The organism is Streptomyces sp. MnatMP-M17 (assembly GCF_900091995.1).
In the GTDB taxonomy this organism is placed as follows: Bacteria; Actinomycetota; Actinomycetes; order Streptomycetales; family Streptomycetaceae; genus Streptomyces.
Map to the genome: position 1 here is coordinate 1 of NZ_FMDK01000330.1, position 17,351 is coordinate 17,351.

The 17,351-nt window shown below is 68.1% G+C and carries 11 protein-coding genes and 3 pseudogenes; 4 read left to right on the plus strand and 10 right to left on the minus strand.

All coding sequences use genetic code 11. The features are described from left to right. Nucleotides 1-233 precede the first annotated feature (233 nt). Nucleotides 234-1,065, plus strand: a pseudogene (locus tag GA0115259_RS15295) (IS5 family transposase). Between the two features lie 230 nt (nucleotides 1,066-1,295). Here GA0115259_RS15295 and GA0115259_RS41835 read toward each other — a convergent pair. Continuing rightward, nucleotides 1,296-2,411, minus strand: coding sequence for a hypothetical protein (locus GA0115259_RS41835; protein ID WP_237540024.1), 1,116 nt, complete (start codon nucleotides 2,409-2,411; stop codon nucleotides 1,296-1,298). A gap of 349 nt (nucleotides 2,412-2,760) precedes the next feature. On the opposite strand from GA0115259_RS41835, the gene GA0115259_RS15305 reads away from it, so the two are divergent. Continuing rightward, entirely contained in the window at nucleotides 2,761-4,443 is a 1,683-nt protein-coding gene (locus GA0115259_RS15305) for a serine/threonine-protein kinase (protein WP_093596565.1), read from the plus strand. 994 nt (nucleotides 4,444-5,437) lie between these two features. Further along, on the plus strand, nucleotides 5,438-5,728 hold the full coding sequence (locus GA0115259_RS15310; RefSeq protein WP_093596630.1) for a hypothetical protein: 291 nt from the start codon (nucleotides 5,438-5,440) through the stop codon (nucleotides 5,726-5,728). A gap of 47 nt (nucleotides 5,729-5,775) precedes the next feature. Here GA0115259_RS15310 and GA0115259_RS41840 read toward each other — a convergent pair. The 5 genes and pseudogenes from GA0115259_RS41840 to GA0115259_RS15335 all read right to left on the minus strand — a co-directional run. Beyond that, nucleotides 5,776-5,937: pseudogene (locus GA0115259_RS41840) on the minus strand (transposase); the annotation flags it as partial. Between the two features lie 433 nt (nucleotides 5,938-6,370). Next, nucleotides 6,371-6,464: pseudogene (locus GA0115259_RS42800) on the minus strand (IS5/IS1182 family transposase); the annotation flags it as partial. Nucleotides 6,465-7,376: 912 nt separating this feature from the next. Beyond that, nucleotides 7,377-8,414, minus strand: coding sequence for a LacI family DNA-binding transcriptional regulator (locus tag GA0115259_RS15325; protein ID WP_161230380.1), 1,038 nt, complete (start codon nucleotides 8,412-8,414; stop codon nucleotides 7,377-7,379). A 266-nt stretch (nucleotides 8,415-8,680) separates the two neighbouring features. Continuing rightward, a complete protein-coding gene (locus tag GA0115259_RS41165) occupies nucleotides 8,681-9,013 on the minus strand; it encodes a DUF2961 domain-containing protein (protein ID WP_202450025.1) in 333 nt (110 codons plus the stop codon). A gap of 393 nt (nucleotides 9,014-9,406) precedes the next feature. After that, nucleotides 9,407-10,309: a carbohydrate ABC transporter permease gene (locus GA0115259_RS15335; protein ID WP_093596574.1), complete on the minus strand. Its 903-nt coding sequence runs from the start codon at nucleotides 10,307-10,309 to the stop codon at nucleotides 9,407-9,409. A 239-nt stretch (nucleotides 10,310-10,548) separates the two neighbouring features. Between GA0115259_RS15335 and GA0115259_RS15340 the strand changes: the two genes are divergently transcribed. Beyond that, nucleotides 10,549-11,769, plus strand: coding sequence for an IS110 family RNA-guided transposase (locus GA0115259_RS15340; RefSeq protein WP_093596577.1), 1,221 nt, complete (start codon nucleotides 10,549-10,551; stop codon nucleotides 11,767-11,769). A gap of 17 nt (nucleotides 11,770-11,786) precedes the next feature. On the opposite strand, the gene GA0115259_RS15345 is transcribed toward GA0115259_RS15340, so the two are convergent. The 4 genes from GA0115259_RS15345 to GA0115259_RS15360 form a co-directional block, all read right to left on the minus strand. Further along, a complete protein-coding gene (locus GA0115259_RS15345; RefSeq protein ID WP_202450026.1) occupies nucleotides 11,787-12,743 on the minus strand; it encodes a carbohydrate ABC transporter permease in 957 nt (318 codons plus the stop codon). A gap of 8 nt (nucleotides 12,744-12,751) precedes the next feature. Beyond that, nucleotides 12,752-14,101, minus strand: coding sequence for an ABC transporter substrate-binding protein (locus GA0115259_RS15350; RefSeq protein ID WP_202450027.1), 1,350 nt, complete (start codon nucleotides 14,099-14,101; stop codon nucleotides 12,752-12,754). After that, on the minus strand, nucleotides 14,098-15,576 hold the full coding sequence (locus tag GA0115259_RS15355; protein WP_093596584.1) for a glycoside hydrolase family protein: 1,479 nt from the start codon (nucleotides 15,574-15,576) through the stop codon (nucleotides 14,098-14,100). Before GA0115259_RS15355 ends, GA0115259_RS15350 begins: the two co-directional genes overlap by 4 nt. A 638-nt stretch (nucleotides 15,577-16,214) precedes the next feature. Further along, nucleotides 16,215-17,315, minus strand: coding sequence for a glycoside hydrolase family 172 protein (locus GA0115259_RS15360; RefSeq protein ID WP_093596587.1), 1,101 nt, complete (start codon nucleotides 17,313-17,315; stop codon nucleotides 16,215-16,217). Between the last annotated feature and the right edge of the window lie 36 nt (nucleotides 17,316-17,351).

Consider the following 17,351-nt stretch of genomic DNA (forward strand, 5'->3'; position numbering starts at 1 on the left):
GGGCCCTGGCCGCCCCGCGGCCGGATACCCGGCCGGTGGCGGCAGGCCGCCTGTTACCGCCGTCCAACGGTGGCTTGAATCACTGCGGAGTGGAGCGAGCGGGCGGGCCCGGGCGGCGTCGGCAGCGTTCAGAGGGCGGTATGTGACGTGATGTCGCATCTGTCGTCGCTGGAACGTGTGGCATCGCGGCATCTCCGCTGCCCGGGAGGCTCGGGAGCGCTGCAGTGTCACCCGTGGGCGACCGCCAGTCCTACAAGAGCGACTTATCCGACGAGCGCTGGGCCCTGATCAAGCCTGTGGTGACCTCGTGGAAGGCCCGGCACCCCTCAGTCAGCGGCCACCAGGGCAACTACGACATGCGGGAGATCGTCAACGCCCTGCTCTACCAGTCCCGGACCGGTTGCCAGTGGGACTACCTCCCTCACGACCTGCCGCCCGCCGGCGCGGTGAAGTACTACTTCTACAGATGGCGCGACGACGGCACCGACCAGACCATCCACGACCTGCTGCGCTGGCAGGTCCGGGAGAAGAGGGGCCGATTAGCCGACCCCAGCCTGGTGGTGCTCGACACCCAGAGCCTGCACGCCGCCGCGGGGGTCCCGGCCGGCACGACCGGACGGGACGCGAACAAGAAGGTGCCTGGTCGCAAGCGGGGCCCTGCCGTCGACGTCCTGGGCCTGGTGATCACGGTGGTGGTGCTCGCCGCCTCCGTCCACGACAACGCCTTCGGCACCGTCCTGCTCGACAAGGTCGCAGCGAACACCGGCACCGTGACGAAGGGCCCTGGTGGACCAGGGGTTCAAGAAGACCGTCGTGGACCACGGGCAGCAGGTGGGCATCGAGGTCGAAGTCGTCGCGCGGAACCCGGCCGATGTCGGGTTCGTCCCGCAGTCCAAGCGGTGGATCGTGGAGCAAACGAACGGGATCTTGATGCTGCACCGCCGACTGGTGCGCGACTACGAGCACCGGACCGCCTCGGCCGAGTCCCGGGTGTACTGGGCGATAAGCGACCGGATGTCGAGGATGCTGACCGGCCCCTCCACCCCTGCCTGGCGTGGAGCATGACCGGTGGAGAGCTGACTTCGGGGGCGGTACTTGTTCGGCTGGAGGAGCGGGAGCGTGAGATCGCCGCGCAGGCTGAGGCGGCTCGGGAGAAGATCGCGGAGCTGACAGCATTGTTGGACGGGTTCGACACAGCCGCCGAGGAGATCCGGATCACCCGCAAGACACTGCTGGAACTGCCCGATCCGCCCCCCGTCCGAGCCGCCGGCCGCGAAACTGCCGGACCATCCGGCCTACCAGCAGACCATGGCGGTCTTCGCCGCGGCCAATGCCCCGCTGCGGGCGCGGGCGGTGTGTGAGGCGATGGGCGTGGAGATCGCGCCCAACAGCATCAACAACGTTCGCCTGAAGCTCAAGCGGCTCGCCGAGCGGGGAATCCTGGCCGAGGCCGAGCAGGGGCTGTTCACCCTGCCGCGACCGTAACCCCCGTCCCGGGCACCGGGCATCAGCTCGCGTCGCCCTGTGAGCAGGTCCTGGTACGACTTGGACTGGAACTGCAGGGGTGGAGCCAGGTCGCCAAAGAACTTGCCGAAGGCTTGCGGCGACCGCGCCAGTTCCATCAGCACCTGGTCCGCTGCGTCGTCGCCGGCAAGGTTGGGCGCCAGGGCCGCGCAGGCCCGAACGCCTGCATGCGGGTCAGCCAGCCAGGGGCGCGTGTCGCCGTCGAGGTGGCCAATGGCGATCACAATCGTCGCCAGGTCGTGCGAGGAACCGGCGGCCCGGGCCATCGACGTCAACAGTTCCAGCAGCTCCGGACGTTGCGCGGAGGCCGCGGGAGGCCGCGCCAGTGACCCGACAGCTGCGGCGGCGCAGGTCCTGCGCCTGGCACGTTCCGACGCGAGGTGCGGCAGTGTTCGCCACAGGAGCGCGGGAACCAGGTCGAAGCAGGCGAGCGCCGCCTGATCGAGGACGAGTTCACCCAGACCCGTGCCGTCCCGCCGCATCCGGGCCCTGCCATCCGTATCGGTCGACACGTACTCGGCAGTCCAGGCCCGCAGCTCCGGTGTGCGGTCCTTGACCCGAGCACGGATCTCCGCAGCCCGGTCTCCGAAGTCGGCGGCGACGCCGATTGGGTACAGATAGGCGAGCATGGCGTCGGGCAGCGAGGGATCATCCGGCCCTAGCAGCGGATTGTCCAGGAGCTCGGCGACAAGCATCGCGGTGGGCGCCGTCGCAGGCCAGGCCTTGCCCTCGCGGCGAAGCGTCTCCGACCACAGGTGTGAGTACCCGTCGACGAAAGCCTCCGCATCGTCGCCGACGAGAGCTGCCAGATGCCGCGGCGTGTCGCCGGCGGGGCCCGAGGCATGGAAGAGGCCGGACCAGTCCACGTCATCCGTACGGTCATCCACAACGGGGATGGTGCCACAACACCTCGACGGGCTCAGACTGACCAGACTCACTCCGGATCGCGGGACATGTTCACCCAGCCCGGCCCCAACCAGCCGATAGCACAGGCGAGTTGACGTGATCACCAGCTACGAAAATCTTGGAAGAGCCCAATTCCTGATAGACCCGTAGTCATGGTGTGAGAGCTGGAAGCGGAGCTTGCGGCGGGCGGCGGGCAGGTGCAGCGCGTTGGAAATTCGGCGCCTGGTACCGCGACGCCTCGCACAGGCGGCTGTGTACCTGTGGCCGCATGGGCCCGCAACTGCCAAGATTCTCTGACCGTCCAAGTGCACTATTCAGTGGGGGTGTTGGGTGCAGTCGCTGACGGCTGAGGATCCGCGGCAGGTAGGTGCGTTCCGGCTGCTGTACCGCCTTGGTGAGGGCGGCATGGGGCGGGTGTACCTCGGCCGGTCGCCGGGCGGTCAGACGGTGGCAGTCAAGATGGTGCATGCGGGGATGGCCAGTGCGCCGGGCTTCAGGGAGAGGTTCGCGCGGGAGGTCCGTGTGTCCCGGGAGGTCTCCGGGCCAGGAACGGTGCCGGTGCTGGCCGCCGCCGCGGATGCCCCGATTCCGTGGCTGGCCTCCGCCTATGTTCCAGGTCCGTCCCTCGCCGAAGCCGTCCACGACCACGGACCGCTACCCGAGCCGTCCCTTTGGCGGCTGCTTGCCGGGCTGGCTCGGGCCCTGAGCACGGTGCATGGGTGCGCTCTGGTACACCGCGATCTCAAGCCGACGAACGTTCTGTTGTCCTCGGACGGGCCGTTGCTGATCGATTTCGGGATCGCCCGGGCAGCCGACGACACGGCCTTCACCGCAACAGGCTCGGTGGTGGGATCCGCCGGCTACATGTCACCAGAACAGGCACATGGGGAGCAAGTGGGCCCCGCGAGTGACATCTTCTCGCTCGGGGCGGTGCTGACCTTTGCGGCCTTGGGGAGCGGCCCGTTTGGGAACGGCTCGCCACCGGAACTGCTGTACCGGGCTGTCCACGATGAACCGAACCTGAACGGCATGCCGGAGGACTACGCCGCAGTGGTGGGCGACTGTCTGGCCAAGGGGCCGGCGGACCGTCCCTCTCCAGAAGACCTGCTGGCCCGGGCAGAGGAACACCGTACAGACGAGCCCTGGCTGCCCGGCCCTCTTGTCCTGGCGATCGCCCGGAAAGCAGAGCACCTCCTCAGCGTCGAGGCTGAGGACGACGCCACAAGGGCGGGGACAGGCGGCGGGCCACCGCCTCGTACAGCAGTGATCACCGAGGCCGACTCCGGTTCCCGGCCCTGGACTCCGCCGTCGTCCGCCCAGCCCTCGTCCATCCCGCCCCCATCCGGGCGGAGCGCGTACCTGTCGGGCTCCGCCACACCGCGCTCGTACGCGCCTCCCGCGTACCAGCCACCCGCACAGCCCCGCCCGGCAGGACCGAGGGCCGTGCCGGCTCATCCCGGGCCACGGCAACAAGTGTGGGTGAACCCGTGGGTGCGGCGCGGACCGCTGAGCCACCCGCTGCTGAGCCTGTTCGGACTGGCGCCCGCGACCGTTCTGCTGGTGACTGGGTCTAGCCTGAAGGCGATCGCTCGTGATCACACGAGTAGTTCGCTGGAGCTGGGGGGCTGGAAGGACCTGACCGAGTGGGCGATGACGGACGACGGATGGCGGCTGCCGTTGACACTGATCCTCATCGTCATGCTCATCGTGCTGCAGTACTTCCGCGCCCGGCTTGAGCAGTATCCGGTGGCCGTCACCCGGACCTGGAATGTGGCCATCGGGTGCTTCTGGCTCCTGTTGACGGGGACCGTGATCGCGTACTTCCTCTGGCTCATAGGGACGGCCGCGGGTGCCGAGGAGGACGCGGGAGACGGCAGGCTCCTCCTCCTCAGGGGGCTTGTGTCCGCAGTCCTGATGCTGGACGGCCTCGTGACGGTACCGGTCGCGGTGGCGGCCTTCATCCGGGTGCTCCGCGGCGTTTTCGGCGACGTGGCGCGTCCCGCCCATCCCTGATCTGCCTACCGGCTGCCAGATCGTGGCGCCTCTGACCCCTCACGCGGACACCCGACCCGCCAGCCTCACTCAAACCAATCACGAATCGGACATAAACTTTCATATCGCCCTCTCAGTGTCCTGCGGGCGTCGCCGGTCAACATGATGAGTGTGTGGACTCCTTCCTCGCACCCGGCCCGCCCGGCGTACTGCGCATCGTCTCCCCGAGCTTGCCCGCCTTCTGCTCGCAGGCATCGAAATGCTCCAGGGCGTCCCGGAGGTTTTCCGCTTCCGGGAGCCTTGTCGAAGGCAGCCAGGGCATGCGTGTTCTGTCTCTGGGCCAGACCGGTCACCAGAACTGCGGTGACCGGTCTGGCCGAAGTTCACGGGATCCGCTGCCCGTAGGACGTCCCGGAGCGCGTAGGTGGAAGATTTGTCGACACCGGGCACGTCAGGGACTGGCATGCCGCACATGAACGCGAGTTTCACTCACGCGGGATCAGCTCTGCGGTGAAGCGGCCCGTCCCAGGGACCCCGTCCCGAGGGCGGTCGAAGGCCACGGCAGTGAGTCTCACACTGGAATCAGACGAGCGCACGAGGATGGTGTTCCTATGGGGATCGGGTGCAACTTCACGACTCTTCGTCGACTCCAGAACCGAGCCACCCGGCAGGACCAACCGGTACTCACTTCCGAGAACGACCTGCCACAGATCCTGACGCCCCTCATGAAGCTAGTCGAAGCAGCCACCGACGGTAGTCAAAGAACACAGCGATCGAGTCGCGTATCCCAATTAGCGGTCGAGTCGTCGCGGGGCCCCGGGTGGCCAAGTTCTTTGAGCCATCGAGCGGCGACAAGCTCACAGCCATACCCGGAACCCCCGGGCCCGACGATCTTACGAATGACCGTCTCAGACCCACGCTTGGAAGGTAGGACAAGCTCAGCTTGTGCTTGATGAGGTCTGACCTCGAACAACGCGTAATCTGGGCTGGTCGGTCGCTGAGTAGGGTTGTGGTCATGACCAAGGCAGGGCGGCGGTTGCCCAAGGTGCGACATCCCGAGGTGGGTCTGGACAACGGCGTCGAGGAGGCGACGCTACTCATCCTGGAGTGGCTCGGCGAGCAGGGTGTGGGTGCCATGATCCGAGTCGACGCGGAGCGCATGCGTGAGGCTCGGCCGACGTGGACTTTCGCCGCTCACGGAGGACCGTTTCCCGATGGGATGAGAGCGGATGGGACCTCGGTTGCCGAGTGCATGGGCAGGGCACTGCTTCGGCTGCGAGAGGCTGGGCTGGACGTTCCCTTCTGAGCCTGTTCTCTTCGTCTGAAGTGGTCGCGTTCGGTGATGGTCTCGGGTCACCTGACCGTTTTGCCCACGTCGTGTCGGGCGGCGGGGTGCCGGTTCTTCGGGTCGAGGGGGCTGCCGGGGCCTGGCCGGTCGGGTTTCGGTGCACGGGCCGGACAGGGCAGGTTCGGGTGGAGGTTTCTGAATCTTCGGCGGACTCCGGCGGGGGTTAGGGCTTGTCCGGTCGATCATGTTCGGAGCCAGATGGTGAGGGCCGCTGCGGTGGCTGTGCCGAGGTAGACGTAGCCGCGCTTGTCGTAGCGGGTGGCGACCGCTCTGGGCTGCTCAAGCCGGTTGACTGCCCGCTCGATGGTGTTGCGCTTCTTGTACCGCTCCTCATCGAAGCCTGGTGGCCGTCCGCCACGTGAGCCTTTGCGCGGGCGGGGGGCCTGGCTGTCGGCCTTCTCCGGGATGGTGTGTCGGATGCCCGTCGTCGTGGGTGTTCACGGCAAGGCCCGTTGCGGTACGCCTTGTCCGCCGCCAGGCTGTCAGGCTTGTTGCGAGGCCTGCCCGGCACTGCCCGGCGCGTGGGGCGCGGATCTCCTCCAGCACCGGCTTGAACTGGGTGCAGTCCGCGGACGATGGTGGAGCCGACCGAGATGTCCCGGTCGATCTCGTCGGCGGCATCGGCGGCGGCCTGGACGTGCTGGAGCAGACGTTGCCACGTCCCGTCGGCCGACCACAGCAGGTGGCGTTCATGGCAGGAAGTGCCGGCACTTACGCTCGGGGAATGGACCGCGACGAGAACACGGCGTATCTGGAGTGGTGGGCCAACCAGTCCACATGCCTCGCCCGCATACCAGTCACTTTGACGGCCGCCTCGACCAAAGGCGAGTGGGAGGCCGTCCTCTCGTCCCCTCCCGACGACGACGCTCTCAATCATTTGCAAGAGCTCATTGAAGCGAGCCCGTACTTCACACTCCGGCTCGGCGCATCAGCCGTCGAGGTCCAGGTGCAGCCCTTCGGTGACACTGACCATCTAGAACTGGCTGCCGTTGTCGTGGCATAACGGTTCAAGCCACCCACGCCTGCCCTGGCCTCCCGGATCGGACTGACATGAGCGAGAAGGAGAAGCCGGCGGTCCAGCCGGATGAGCCCGTGGACGAGGTCGTCGAGCGGTTGATGGGCCGTGCCGATGTCTGAGGGGTGGCCCTGCTGGGTGCGGGCGGGCCGCTGATCGAGGTGACCCGGTCGTGCTGGAGAGGGTCCTGCGGGTGCGAGCCACCAGTCGGTTCTCCGGTTCGATCGGCTGAAGGCCCGCTCGGCGCGGTCGGCCTCGAAGCGGGCGCGCTCCAGTGCGAGTTCGGCGGCCCGGTGGGAGTGGTGGTGGCGCTGGTGGAGGTCATCGGCGACGGCGAAGTGGACCTGCTGGGGAGTGCGCGCGCCCGGCTACAGCCGCTCGACCACCGGGGCGACGGCGTGAGCGGCGATCGACTGGCCGCCGGGGGTGGGCACGGCGTCGTCGGCAGCCCCGGTGCACACGTAGTCGGCGGTGCCGTCAGCGCGCCGCTATCGGGTGCCCATCGGGAAGCCGCAGGATCCGCAGAGGGTGGGTCCCGGACGGTGTGGGCGCGGGTGCCGGTCAGTGGTGGGCGTGCCCAGGCGGGGAGCCCTACGTGGATGAGCGTTCGACGGTCGGGCAGGGGATGAGGGTGCGGCTCGGCTGGGGGGCGTCGCCAGTGGTGGGGGCGCCTTCGCGGAGGAGCCAGTCCAGGCTGCGGTAGCCGATCTGGTAGTGGGGCAGGGCCACGGTGGTGAGGGCGGGGCGCAGGTGGGCGGCGATGACTTCCTGGTTGTCGAAGCCGACGACAGCCATGTCCTGGGGGATGCTCAACCCGCGCGTGCGCAGGGCGTCGTAGAGGCCCATGGCGACGCGGTCGTTGTAGCAGAAGACGGCCGTCGGCCGGGGGTCGAGTTGCAGCATGCGCAGGCCGGCCGCGTATCCGCCTTCCTGCTCAGGCGCGGTGGTGAGGACGAGGTCCCTGTCGAAGGGGATGCCGGCGGTGTGCAGGGCTTCGCGGTAGCCACGGAGGCGTCCGGTGGTGGCGGGTGCCGACTGGTCGCTGTTGATGAAGGCGATGCGGCGGTGGCCGCGGGCGGTGAGGATCTCAGTGGCGGCGCGCCCGCCGCCGGCTTCGTCGGGGACGAAGGACTGGAGCCGGTCATCGCGGGTGTAGCAGTTGGCGAGAACGACGGGGATGCTGCTCAGACCGATGGGCGTGGCGACCTGGCGGTGGTACCAGGTGGAGTAGACGACGCCGTGCACCTGGTGGTCGAGCATCATCCTGGCCACGTCGTGGAAGGCGTGGGGGTCGGACTCGGTGTTGGCCATGAGCATCACGTAGCCGTTTTCACGGGCGGCGTTCTGCACGCCGCGGATCATCTCGCCGGCGAAGGGGGTGGTGGCGACGGAGTCGGTGATGAAGCCGATGAAGGACGAGCGGGCCCGGCTGAGGTTCTGTGCCATGGCATTGGGCCGGTAGCCGAGTTCGTCCGCTACGCCCTGGACGCGGCGCCTGGTTTCCTCGGAGACCTTGTTGGCGCCGGTGCCGTTGATCGCGAAGGAGGCCGTTGCCAGGGAGACTCCGGCTCGGGTGGCGACCTCCTGCATGGTGATGCGCCCGGTCCTCTTGCGGGGTGCCCGTGTCACCCGCGACCTCCACCCAGTTGTTGCGTCGATCCTGTAGGTCCCCACAGCCACCGTTTCAGCGCGGGCGGCGCGTGGCTGCCGACGGGAGCGGGTTCCGTGAGGTCTGCAGGGTGTCCTGGTACCAGTACGCGACCGATGATACGTCGTCGCTCCGCTCGAGCAGGCGGCGCCCGTCATGGCCGATCTGCTGCACGGTGGTACCGGGGGTGGCCCTGGTAGGGGGAGTTGTAGACCGCCACCTTGTGCTCGGCGCCGGGCGCGAGCACTTAGGCCCCCCGTCCCCGTGCGCCGTTCAGGATCACGTGGTCCTGGCCGGGCGTGGTCACCGGCGTGCGGTGCCACTGCGCGTGGAAGTAGGGCGTGGCGGCCGGCGGATGGCCGTTGTCGGCCCGGAAGTACTGGAGGTAGTCGATCTGGAAGAAGACCGCCTCGATCGGGCCCGGACGCTCGCTGGCCAGCGTCAGCCGGGCACGGTCGCGGAACGGCATGGGGAAGTAGCTGTTCATACCGCCGGTGGGCAGTACCGCGATGGGCAGGGACACGATGTTCGCCCGAGTGGCGAAGCCGTTACAGAAGAAGTCGCCGAGCGGTGCCTCCACGGCCGGTGCGGGGTGTCGTCCCAGTAGGCGCGCAGCACCAGGTCACGCAGGACGAAGGGACCCGCCTCCGTGCCATCGGGAACTGTCATCCAGATATGGGTGATCAGGCCCGGCCCTTGGATGTCGGCCAGGGTCAGGGTTTCCTGCGAGCGGCACGCAGGGGCGGCCCTAGCGTCCGGGGCCCAGCGGGGAGGCCGCGGTGCCGTCGGCCCCCTGTGCGCCGGTGGGGCTCTCGGAGGTCACCGAGCGGCTGCGGACCCGGCCGCCGGATTTCCAGGGGGTGAGCGCCGGGATGAACGGGAACGTGGTGATCCTCGATTCAAGGTGCGGGAGCGGCGCGCGCCGCTCCCCGCGCGCCGCGCGGCGGTGAGGCGCGGGAACAGGGGACGCGGATCAGACGCGGGTGGTGCCCGACAGACCGCGGACCACGACCTTGCTGAAGACCAGGAGCGCCAGGACGAGCGGGGTGACGGTGACGGAAACGGCGGCGAAGGTGGCCGTCCAGTCGGTGGAGCCCATCGAGCCGAGGTAACTCTGCAGACCCAGCGGGACGGTCTTCTTGCCGGTGCTGAGGATGAACGTGTTGGCGAAGATGAAATCGTTCCAGATGAAGATGGTGTTGACGAACACGACCGTAGCTACCGTCCCCAACGACATCGGTGTCGTGATGGACCAGAAGAGCCGGTACGGCCCGCAGCCGTCGAGCGCAGCCGCCTCGTAGGTTTCCTTTGGCACGTAGGTGTAGAAGCTCATGAACAGGAAGACCGACATGGGCAGGGCGAAGCCGACGAGCGGCAGGATCACCGAGGGGTAGGTGTCCAGAAGGCCCACGTTGGTGTAGTTGATGAACAGCGGCACCAGCGTGACCTGGACAGGCACGACGATGCCCAGCATGAAGAGTCCGAGCACCAGTCGGCTGAAGCGGAACCCGATCACCTGGAGCGCATAGGCGCCCATCATGCCCAGGACCACGATCAGGATGTCCGACACCCCGGTGATCAGGGCGCTGTTGAGCAGGAACCGGGGTATATCGCCGTTGTCGAAGGCGCGAGTGAAGTTGTCGAGGGTCGGGTGCGTGGTGACGGCCAGGGGGTTGCCGGCGGCGAAGTCCTTCGCGGGGCGCAGGCTGGTGGAGACCAGCCAGAAGAACGGGTACACCTGGAGCAGCAGCACCAGGGCCACGAGCGCCTTGGACAGCCTGGGCGCGGTGAACAGGTGCCGGCGCGCGGTGCGTCGCCGCGGAGCGGGCGCGGTCGGCTCGGCGGCCGGACCTCGTACGTCGATCATGGTGCTCATTAGAGGACCATCCCTTCTGCAGCCCTCACGGGTAGGGTTGTGACCTCTCGGTCCCGGTGGGTGCATGGCTTGGCGTGCGCGCTGCGTGACGGCCACTGTGAGTTGTGCCAGCCCCGCCGGGCCGAGGCCGTCTGATCGGCATCAGGGACACGCCCCGCAGAGGGCCGATTAATGAGCTCCCGGCAGACGTCCTCACCACCGAGCAGGTGCTCCGCGCATGACACAGGGGTACTTCTTTCGTGTACATCGGCTGGGACTGGGCGACCGAGACCCACGACGTGACGGTCATGGACAACTCCGGCGCCCGCGTGGACCGTTGGGAGTTCGCTCACACCGAGGACGGCATCGCCAGGACGCTCGCCAAGCTGGCGAAGTACGGTGACCCGGCGGACTTGCCCGTCGCGATCGAGACCACCCGCGGCCTGGTCGTGGACCGGCTCCTGGCGGCCGGGCACCCGGTGGTGCCGGTGCACCCCAACGCCTTCCACGCGATGCGTCCGCGCTGGGGCGCCTCCAAGGCCAAGACGGACGCCGGAGACAGCCTTGAACTCGCCGACTACCTGCGCACCGACGGCCACTTCCTGCCCCGGCTGGAGCCCACCGAGCAGGCCACGATGGAGCTTCAGGCCCTGACCCGGCAGCGGGCCGACCATGTCGCGGCCCGCATCGCCGGGGTCAACCAGCTCGCCGCGCTCCTGGACGCTCACTGGCCCGGTGGCAAGGCCGTCTTCGCCAGCCTGGACAGCGACATCGCGCTCGCGTTCCTGGACCGTTACCCGACGCCGGCCTCGGCGGCCAAGCTCACCGCCGGACGCCTGGAAGCGTGGTGCAAGCGCCACGGCTACTCCGGCAAGAGGCCCGGCAGCGTCCTCATCGACCGACTCCGGTCCGCGCCGAGGCCGGCCTCCCGGCTCGCAGACGGCGTGGCCGAACAGCTGGTCCGTGTCCAGGTCCAGCTGGTCAAGGGCATCCGGGCCACCATCCGGGCCCTGGACGCGGCCATCGCGGACGCGGTCGCCACCCATCCCTACGCACAGCTGTTCGCGACCATGCCCAGGATCGGGAAGATCAACCTCGGGCAGATCATCGGCGAGATCGGGCCGATCCTGGAACGCTCCACGACCAGTGAGCAGTTCATCGCCGAGACCGGCGTGGTGCCTGTGACCCGGGCGTCCGGCAAGTCCCGCGTGGTGACCTTCCGCTACGCCGCCAACCGCCGCGCCCGGCTCGCCATCGTGAGCTACGCGGACAACAGCCGCCACGCCAGCGACTGGGCCGCGAAGATCTACAACGACGCCCGGGCGGACAAGAAACGCCATCCCCACGCCGCCCGCATCCTCGCGCGATCCTGGCTGCGCGTGATGTGGGCCTGCTGGCGCACCGGAACCTGCTACGACCCCGAGACCCACCGAGCCAACAACAAGATCAAACAAGGCACGGAGACACCTCTGGCAGCCTAGAGGTTGACTCAGGGAACTCACAGCAGCGCCTCTCCTCTGCGTCGCAGCAGCGCCACGATGATGCCGACGGCCACCACGCACTCCGTGACGATGAACACGGAGATGGCGCTGGAGTAGCCGTAGTCGGTGCTGGTGAACGCCGTCTTGTACATGTAGGTGGTCAGCAACTCGGTCGACACGCCGGGACCTCCGTTGGTGAGCAGGTAGGGCGCGTCGAAGCCGCGCAGACCGTAGGTGGTCGCCATGACCAGGGTGGTCAGCCACACCGGACGCAGGTGCGGCATGCGGATCTGGAAGAAGATCCGCGTCTCCGAGGCACCGTCGAGCCGGGCGGCCTCCTCGATCTCACGCGGCACGGTGAGCAGGCCGGCCAGCAGGATGACGGTGTACAGCCCCATGAACCGCCAGCCCTCGGGAACCGACACCGCGACGAGCGCCGTGTGGATGTCGGACAGCCAGGGCCGGGACAGGTCACCCAACCCCACCGCGCCCAGAACCTGGTTGATCACGCCCTCGGGCTCGGAGGAGTAGACACGCTGGAACAGCAGCGCGATGGCCACCGTGGACAGCACTGCGGGCAGCAGGTACAGCACCCGCAGGGTGTCCTGGCCGCGCCGCAGGTATGTCAGGGCGTTCGCGATCAGCAACGCCCCGCCCAACTGGATGACCAGGTTGACCGCGAGATAGACCAGCGAGTGCACTGCGGCGCTGCGGAAGGTGCTGTCGGTGGTGACCAGCTGCTGGTAGTTGTCCAGCCCGATGAACTTCATCGCGGTGATGCCGTCCCACTGGAAGAAGCTCAGGAAGAGCGACTCGCCGATGGGAAAGGCCACGGTCGCCACATAGACCAGCAGGGGCGGTAGCAGGAAAACCGCCGCCGCCCGGCCGTTGCGCCCCGGGAGCACACCGCCGTGTCCGTGTCTGCGGGAGCGGGTACGGGGGCCGCCACTCGGTGATTTCCCGTTGCTGCTCATGGCGGGCCTCACTTGCTGAAGTATCGTGGAGAGTTCGTGGTGACGGCCTGGTCGACGCTCTTCTCGAACGACTCCGGGCTCATGTTTCCCTGCGCGAGCAGGACGAGATTCTGCTGTACGACGTTGTTGGTGGTCGGATCGAGTTCGGTGTCCCATGGCTTCGCCGTCCGGGTGCCCAACCGGTCCGCCTGGCGAATGACCTGTCCGTATACCGGAGTCGCGTTGCCGGGAATCGCCGTCGGCGTATCGGTGGTGGGCGAAAGCTGGCCCATCGCCGCGTACTTCGCCGGATAGCGGGCAACCAGGTATTTCAGGAAGTCCTTCACCAAGGGGTCGAATTTCTGGGAGTTCACCGCCATTCCGATGCCGGAGCTGACGACGTAGTCATCGGTGCCGGTGGTGGCGCCCTGGGCGGTGGGCAGCGTGAAGTAGCCGACGTCGTTGCGCAGCGAGGCGGGAAGGGTATCGGTGGCCAGCAGCCCCAGGTCCCATGTGCCGTCGTTGATTACGGCGGCCTTGCCCGTGGTGAACAGGTCCGTGGCGTCGGTGTATCCAGCCGAGGAGAAACCCTTCGCGAAACAGCCGGCTGTGCCCAGCCGCGCGATGAATTCGGCTCCTGCCTTCCCGGTGGCGTCGGTCATCTTCGCGTCGCCCCTCTTCAGTTTCTTGACGAAGGTGTTCCCCTGGAGGCGGAAGGGGTAGTACGCCAGGTAACGTTCGAGCGGCCAGCCATCCTTGCCGTCCAGAGCGATGGGGATATATCCCTTCGCTCGCAGCGGCTTGCAGTTGGCGATGAACTCGTCGAGCGTCCTCGGTGGGGTGATTCCCGCCTTGGCGAAGGCCGACTTGTTGTACCAGAAGTACTCCATCGCGAATTCCAGCGGCAATCCGTAGATGCCGCCGTTGTCGAACTTCTGGTAGTCCAGGGCGAGCGGCCGGAACCTGTTCTTGGCACCGAACTCCTCCAGCAGGTTCCCGACGTCCACCAGCCGGTTCTGCCGCCGCAGCTTCTCGGCGAAAGGAGTGGCATCCTCGTCGAAGAGTTCGGGCAGCTTTCTCGCGGCGGCGAGCGTCTCGACCTTCTGTAGATACGACGGCCGGTCCGGGGTGGATATGATGTCGAGCTTGAAACCCGGATGAGTCTTGCCGTACTCCGCCGCGACTTCGGCGACGGCCTTGATCACCGGACCGTCGCTGGGCCTGGCATTGAGCCAGGTGATCGTGTGCGGCTTGATCGGCCCGGAGACGGATCCCCGCACCGCCTCCGGCGATCCCGCCGACGTACTGCACCCGGTGACCGCGACCAGCACGCACGCCATCGTGCCCGCGAGCGACCACAGTCCGGATCGTGCGTTCATTCATCGTCTCCTTCCGTGCGCGTGTACACGGTGGTGCCGGTGAAACGGGCCTCACCGTCGCCGACGAACAACCCGAGACCGCCGGTCCGCCGGTCGTACATCCGCCCCGACATCGCGATCTCACCGTCCAGGTAGGCCACATAGGCCGTGTCGTCGATCAGGACCTCCAGGTGGTGCGCGGTCTGCGGGGCGAGCGGCGCGGGACGCTCCAGTTCCACCGCGTGCGGTACGTCTCCGGATATCTGCCACTGTTGTGATCCCGGCTCGGTGCGCGGCCAGCGGTCGAAGACCATCCGCTGCCGAGGCGGTTCGAGCCGCAGGAAGTAGCCGGAGTCGCAGTCGTCACTGCAGCGCAGCACGATGCCGCACTCCCGGGTGCCTGGGCTGAACGACACAGTAGTCGTCACCCGGCAGCGGGCGGGCAGTTCCGCGGCCCACACTGTGGCCAACGCGTCGGGCGCCGCGCACGCGAGCGCGTCGGCTCCGAGCGACCAGGCGCCGGTCACCGGCCGCGGGCCCGGCGACTTCAGTGTCGTGCCGAACGCCGCACGCAGCGTGTCCGGCATACCGGCCGCCAGGGTGCCGTCGTCCCGGGCGGTGATCTCGTGCACGGCCAGATCTCCGGCCCACTCCCAGGCGCCGGCGTCCCGCAGCCCCTGCCGAGTGGGGATCCACCCGAAGGCGTACCGTCGCCCGCCGTCGCCCGCCGTCTTGGCCGCGTAGAAGCCCCGGCCGTCGATCCCGTCGTCGCCCGGCGTCTGCCACGGCCCGTCCGGCGACGGCGCGATCCGGTACCTGACCGCGAACCGCTCGGAGAACTCCGAGTAGAGCAGGTACCAGCGGCCGTCCAGCTCGAACAGGTCGGGGCACTCATGGGTGATGAACCGGGACGGCGCGGCGAAGGGCTCGGTGACCGTCCACGTACTCAGATCAGAGGAGACCGCACGCGCTACGCACCCGCGGCGTCGCTCCGGCCCCTCGGTGGTGCGAGCGGCCAGCAGCATCGTGAACTCGCTCGCCCCGGGCGCCCGGAACACGAAGGGATCGCGCCAGTCGCCGGGCTCGTAGCGGTCCGCCGGAGCGTGGAAGGTATCGTGCGGCAGCTTCGTCCACGTCAGCAGATCGTCGCTGACGGCGTGCATCACCGCCTGGAGCGGCACCCCCGTTGCCGGATCCCGGAGGGCCGGATTGTATCCGGTGTAGAAAAGGTGGTGGGTTCCGTGGTGCTCGATCACGCAGCCCGTGTACGCGTGCAGATCCTGCTCCTGCGGGCCGCCGTGTGGCAGCACCTCGCCCCGGTAGTCGAAATCCACGAAGTCGCGCGTGCACGCGAGGTGCCACGAGGTGCCGGCGTCGTAGAGCCCGCTGCGCGTCTCGTGCAGGTAGAACAGCCAGTAGCGGCCGTCCCAGAAGTAGGGGATCACGTCCCCGACCCACCCACCCGGCGGCCGGAACAGGATCGGTGCACTCTGCACGTTCGTTCTCCCTAGGTAAAGCGCTTTGCGTCGACTTGTGGCGAGCACGTTACAACGTCGGCGCGGGGAGGTGAAGCGCTTAGCCTCAGATTGTTTCCATCGGCCCTCCCGCGGCTGGCGTGGACCGGGGAAGGGCAGCGATGACGCAGGGAAGAGCCCCCGATGAGGGTCGGGTGCGGTGCCCGTGTCGGTGAGGTGCTGGTGGACCTGACCCTGTGAGCGCTGGGGGCTTCCCCTTGTGGTGTGTTCCGAACCAGGCCGCGCAGACCGCCAAGCACACCCCGGCCAGGCACACCCCGCCCTATATCGTCTCCGCCGTCCTGGACGAGGACGGATACTCGGCAGCCTTTCAGGAGACCATCGACTGCCCGGTGGGGAACCTGCTCATCCTGGGCGGGCTGTTTCTCACCAAGCCCTGGCGCGGGTTCGGCTTCGGCCCCCTTGTTCGAGGCCGAAGCCGTCCGCCGTCTGGCCGGCGGCTGCTGCGCGGTGGCAGCCGAACCCGGCATGGCCGAATGCACATGTTGAGGCAGTCACCATCGCCTCGCCCTGACACTGCTCGTATCCCAGCGCACCGCCCTCGGTTCGCGAAGTGGTTGCTCGACAAAACAGGCCGTGCTGAGCCCGTCTTCTCGTGCTCAGCGAGGCCGGCGTTCGGGAGCGGGCGGGAGGGGGACTCCGGGGCCGTTCGGTGAGTCCTGGTACCAGTACGCCGTGGTGCTCAGATCGTCCTGGCGTTCGAACAGGCCGTGGTCCCATGCGCCGATCTGCTGCAGTGTCACCTTCAACCGCTCTTCGAAGTAGACCGGGTCCGGCAGGTGCCAGCGGTAGAGGCCGTGCATGGGCGGCATATGTGTCGCGAAGGGCGACGCCTTCGTGGTGTCGCGCGCCGAGTGGTGGGGGTAGCCGGAGTACGGGGCACTGAAGGTGAGCACCGTGGGTTCCGGGTCGTTGCGCAGTTCGTCCTGGAACGCCCACGCGCCGCCGGCGTAGTCCTCCAGACCCGTGCTGCACAGCGTCGGCAGCTCCTCGTCGTCGTCCACGAAGAACTTGACCTCTCCTTCGCCCCACCAGTACCGCTGCAGCGAGGCCAGAGCGATGTACGTGCCGACGTAGGTCCCGCGGCCCCGTACTCCGTCGAGCACGACATGGTCCGTTCCCAGGGGCGTGGACCCGTTCGAGCGGCGCCACTGCGCGTGGAAGTAGCCGGTGTCCGCGCCGATCTCGTCGCCCGTGGTGTAGTCCACCTGGTAGAAGACGTGCGGCAGATCGCCGCCGTGCTCGCTCTCCAATGTGAGCCGTGCGTGGGTGCGGAAGGGCATGGGGAAGTACGCGTTCATGCCGCCTGTGGGCGCGACGACGATGGGGACGGACGTCACCAGAGCGCGGGTGGCGAACCCGTTGCAGAAGAAGTCGCCCAGTGGCACTTCGACGGCGGGCACCTCGGAGCCTTCCCAATAGGCGCGCAGCACGAGGTCGCGGAGGACGAACGGTCCGCCCTCGGGCGTCCGGTCGGCGACCGTGATCCAGATGTGCCGGATGACGCCCGGCCCGTCGATCTCCGCGAGGGTGAGGGACTCACCCGCGGGCAGGGGCAGGTAGGCCGCCCCCTTGCGGCCGGGTCCGAGCGCCGATGCCGCCCGGCCCGCGCCGCCTGCCGCGCCGGTGGGGTTCTCGGCGTTGATGGACCGGCTGCGAACGCCCCTGTTCGGGCTCAGGGCACTCCAGTTGGTGAACACGTATGCTCCTCGGGCTGTACGGGGGCGCGTACGCGA